Annotated in this window: 5 protein-coding genes; all 5 read left to right on the top strand. The window is 36.8% G+C overall.

Annotated features, from left to right (window positions below):
• The first annotated feature begins 285 nt into the window (after positions 1–285).
• Positions 286–1,479, top strand: a complete 1,194-nt coding sequence (locus tag ACRCJ0_RS09980) for a PIN/TRAM domain-containing protein (protein WP_431387672.1) — start codon at positions 286–288, stop codon at positions 1,477–1,479.
• Positions 1,480–1,566: 87 nt separating this feature from the next.
• Positions 1,567–3,042: a glutamate--tRNA ligase gene (gene gltX, locus ACRCJ0_RS09975; RefSeq protein ID WP_431390341.1), complete on the top strand. Its 1,476-nt coding sequence runs from the start codon at positions 1,567–1,569 to the stop codon at positions 3,040–3,042.
• Between the two features lie 380 nt (positions 3,043–3,422).
• The gene (locus ACRCJ0_RS09970) at positions 3,423–3,662 is read left to right on the top strand and encodes a glutaredoxin domain-containing protein (RefSeq protein ID WP_431390340.1); all 240 of its coding nucleotides are present in this window, start codon (positions 3,423–3,425) and stop codon (positions 3,660–3,662) included.
• Entirely contained in the window at positions 3,650–4,054 is a 405-nt protein-coding gene (nrdI, locus tag ACRCJ0_RS09965) for a class Ib ribonucleoside-diphosphate reductase assembly flavoprotein NrdI (protein WP_016896485.1), read from the top strand. The genes ACRCJ0_RS09970 and nrdI overlap by 13 nt, the downstream gene beginning before the upstream one ends.
• The coding region (locus tag ACRCJ0_RS09960) for a hypothetical protein (RefSeq protein ID WP_431390342.1) at positions 4,026–4,181 on the top strand (156 nt) is incomplete at its 3' end. The genes nrdI and ACRCJ0_RS09960, both read left to right, overlap by 29 nt.

The raw sequence follows: 4,181 nt of genomic DNA, 5'->3' as shown, positions 1-4,181 counted from the left end.
CAAACAAAAAATACAAGTAGTTGGTGTAACTACTGTAAGAGAAGTATTAAATACGATTTTTCCAAAATAGATAAATACTGGAGAGTTTGGACTGAATGGTAGCCAAACTCTCTTTTTTCTCGAATATGAGCCATATGTTAATTTCAGGTTAAGATTATAAATACTAGACTGTATTTTAAGTAAGCTTATTGTGTAAATGTAAACAAAAAGTTATACTATAAAAAGCGGTAGTATGGTAAAGAAACCGCTTCAAAATGTATTTTTTTAGAAAAGGAGGTGAATAAAATGAACGAAAGATTTTGGAAAATATTGTCTCGCGTGCTCATTGTGATACTAGGATCTTCAATAGGTTATTATGTATTACCGTTACTTTGGGATATGGTCAATATCAATATTAGCTTTTTCTATCATCCATTGTTTAACATCGTACTTGGTGCAATTATTCTTTTTCTTATTTACGGATTAACACAGCCTTTATTGATACGTTTTATTCGCAATATCGAACGTGACATGCGTCAGTTATCGATCGAAAAGGTTTTAGTTTCTGCAGTAGGTGTTATTATTGGACTAGTTTTAGCTTGGTTAATCAACATTCCCTTAGTGGCGATTGGTTGGCCATTCATTTCAAATATCTTGCCAATTGTCTTAACCATTGTCTTAGGTGTATTAGGTTTCTATATCTTCTCTAATAAGAGCGCAGAGATTATGGAAATGCTTACCCGTTTTCCGCAGGTGAGACGTAGTGAATCAACGGATACGGCTATTACTGAAGATGTACAATCAGATAAGGAAACACATGAAAGTGACTTATCAACTCACTCAGAAGGCCATGATATGTATACGGATGCCTTACTATCACTTAGACAAGCTGCGGATGAGGCTTATCAACCCTATAAGATTTTAGATACATCAGTGATTATCGATGGGCGGATTTTAGATGTCTTAAAAGCAGGCTTTATCGAAGGCGTGATAGTGGTACCCAACTTTGTCTTGAAAGAATTACAATACATTGCGGATTCAGCAGACTCATTGAAGCGAGTTCGTGGCCGACGCGGTTTGGATATTTTAAATCAAATCCAAGCGCTAGATGATGTGATTGTGGATTTCTACGCCGGCGATTTCGATGATGAATCAGAAGTAGACCTAAAATTATTGCGTCTAGCCAAATTAGTTGATGGTGTTGTGGTAACCAATGATTATAACTTGAATAAAGTGAGTCAATTCCACAAGATTAAAGTATTAAACATTAATGAGTTAGCTAATTCATTGAAATCTGTTGTGATTCCTGGCGAAACGATTTCTGTACATATTGTAAAAGCTGGTACAGAGCGCCAACAAGGGGTTGCCTACATGGACGACGGTACGATGATTGTTGTTGAAGAAGGGAAACATCATATTGATGAGACCCTTTCAGTAGAGATTACCTCAGCTATTCAAACCAATGCAGGACGCATGGTCTTTGCCAAAATAGCTGACTAGATATATAATTATAATGATGGAAAAATAGGTTGGTATTTTTACCAGCCTATTTTGATTGAAAAGCAAAAGATAAAAGGAGAAATCAACATGTCAGATAAAGTACGCGTACGCTATGCGCCAAGTCCAACTGGCCATTTACATATTGGAAATGCTCGTACAGCCTTGTTCAACTATTTATTCGCTCGTCACAACGGCGGGGAATTTATTATTCGTATTGAAGATACCGATACAAAACGAAACCTTGAGGACGGAGAAAGATCTCAACTAGAAAACCTACAATGGTTGGGTATTGAGTGGGATGAAGGTCCAAACAATCCAGGTGAATTCGGACCTTACCGTCAATCTGAACGTAAAGATATCTACGACCGTTACCTAACAGAATTATTAGATAAAGGCTTAGCTTACTATGCATTTGATACATCTGAGGAAATCGAAGCAGAACATGAAGCCCAAGTCGCAAACGGTGAAACACCACGTTATATTGGTAAATGGCGCGATAAATCACAAGAAGAAATTGACGCAGCACGTGCAGAAGGTCGTCCAGAAACAATCCGTTTCCGCGTACCTGACAACACCACTTATACGTTTGATGACATGGTAAAAGGGGACATCTCTTTTGAGTCAGCAGCCATTTCAGGTGACTTTGTTATCCGTAAACAAGATGGTATGCCTACATACAATTTCGCCGTTGTTGTGGATGACCATTTGATGGAAATTACACACGTATTGCGTGGTGACGACCATATTGCGAACACACCTAAACAATTAATGATTTATGACGCGTTAGGATTTGAACGTCCAACATTTGGTCATATGACATTAATCGTTAACGCTGAAACAGGTAAAAAATTATCTAAACGTGACGGGTCAATCTTACAATTTATCGAACAATACCGTGACTTAGGTTACCTACCGGATGCAATGTTCAACTTCATTACATTATTAGGTTGGTCTCCAAAAGGCGAAGAAGAAATCTTCTCACACGATGAATTGATTGAGATCTTTGATACAGACCGTTTAAGTAAATCACCAGCAGCCTTTGACAACAAAAAACTAGAATGGATCAATAACCGTTACATGAAAGCAGCGGATGCTGAAGACGTAGCGAAATTAGCGATTGACCATCTACAAAGAGCTGGTCGTATATCTGAGACATCAACAGCAGAAGAACGCGCTTGGACTGAAAAATTAGTTTCATTATATAAAGATGAAATGTCATATGCAGCTGAAATCGTTGCCCTATCAGACATGTTCTTCCAAGATGAACTACACATCGCAGATGATGCTAAAGAAGTATTAGCTGGTGAAGGTGTAGCGGATGTCTTAAAAGCCTTCCAAGCGAAATTAGCTGAAATTCCAGCTGATGACTTCAAAGAGGAAAACATTATGGCAGCCATCAAAGCTGTTCAAAAAGAAACTGGCGTAAAAGGTAAAAACTTATATATGCCAATCCGTGTAGCTACTTCAGGTGCACAACACGGTCCTTCTATTGGTTTAACAATTGAAGTATTGGGTAAAGAAAAAGTAGCCCACCACTTAGACCAAGCATTAGCAAGTTTATAATCAAACATTTAACATCCCCTATCTAAGCGTAAAAACTTGGATAGGGTTTTTTTATATTTAAACGGTACAAAAAGACGTGTATAACTTGATAGTTTACAAAAAGTGATAAGTAAATACAAAAATTGCTTGCGCGCAATCTAAATTTATCATCGTATTTATGTATAAAAAATATAAAACGTTTAAAAACCCCTAATTTATCGCATTCTATAAAAATTAGAAGATACAATCTGTTATTTCTTTTAGGAAACTTGTGAATAAGGATTGATAATAGTTCATCTCCGCCCCTATACTATGACTAGATTAAACACAATATATAGGGTTAAAAAATAAACAAAGCACAATTTATTGTGTTTTTTAATAAAAAGCGAGGAGTAATGACCATGACAATCACAGTTTATGCAAAGAGTGGCTGCCCACAATGTGTATTTGCTAAGAAATACCTTGAAGCTAAAGAGATTCCTTTTGAAGAGAAACGGGTAGATCTAGAGGAGAAGTATCTAGATGAAGTAAAAGAATTAGGGTATTTGTCTTTACCAGTAATTACAGACTCAACAGGAAGCCATTTCAATGGTTATGTACCTGAAAAGATGGAAGCTTTGGTGGAAGCATGGCAAGCATAGTTTATTATTCATTAACGGGTCAAACTAGACGTTTTATCAATAAAGTTCAAGGCTTCGATACTTATGAAATTTCATCAGCAGTAGCACCAGTGACAATGACTGAGCCTTTTATTATGGTGATTCCATCATATGAAAGTCATGTGTATGGTGACGTGATTGAAACGGCTGAAGAATTTTTAGAATGGGCGGATAATGCTAAGTTATGCAAGGGCTTTTTTGGTGGGGGCAACCGTAACTTTGCCCAACTATTCTGTGTAACGGTAAAGGAACTATCTGCTGAGTTTGATATTCCTGTCTTACATGGATTTGAGTTCCAAGGATCTGCTTATGATGTGGCTAAGTTAACAGAGGAGTTAGAGAAAATTGACAGATACCAAGAAATTAAAAATTGAAAATACGAAAGACATCACTTACTTTAAGCTTAACAATATGGTAAATATCCCAACTGCTGACAAGCAAATCCAATTAAATAAAGACCGTGAAGCGGTTAGGGCTTATTTCTTAGAATATGTGAACCCG

Source organism: Aerococcus sp. L_32, from assembly GCF_050689315.1.
Note: the sequence above shows the minus strand (reverse complement) of the source record. Positions and strands in the feature narration are given on the sequence as shown.

What these genes read in the sequence shown, in the direction of transcription:
- ACRCJ0_RS09980 (WP_431387672.1), top strand. Translation starts at nt 286, where the DNA reads ATGAACGAAAGATTTTGGAAAATATTGTCTCGCGTGCTCATTGTGATA.
- gltX (WP_431390341.1), top strand. Translation starts at nt 1,567, where the DNA reads ATGTCAGATAAAGTACGCGTACGCTATGCGCCAAGTCCAACTGGCCAT.
- ACRCJ0_RS09970 (WP_431390340.1), top strand. Translation starts at nt 3,423, where the DNA reads ATGACAATCACAGTTTATGCAAAGAGTGGCTGCCCACAATGTGTATTT.
- nrdI (WP_016896485.1), top strand. Translation starts at nt 3,650, where the DNA reads ATGGCAAGCATAGTTTATTATTCATTAACGGGTCAAACTAGACGTTTT.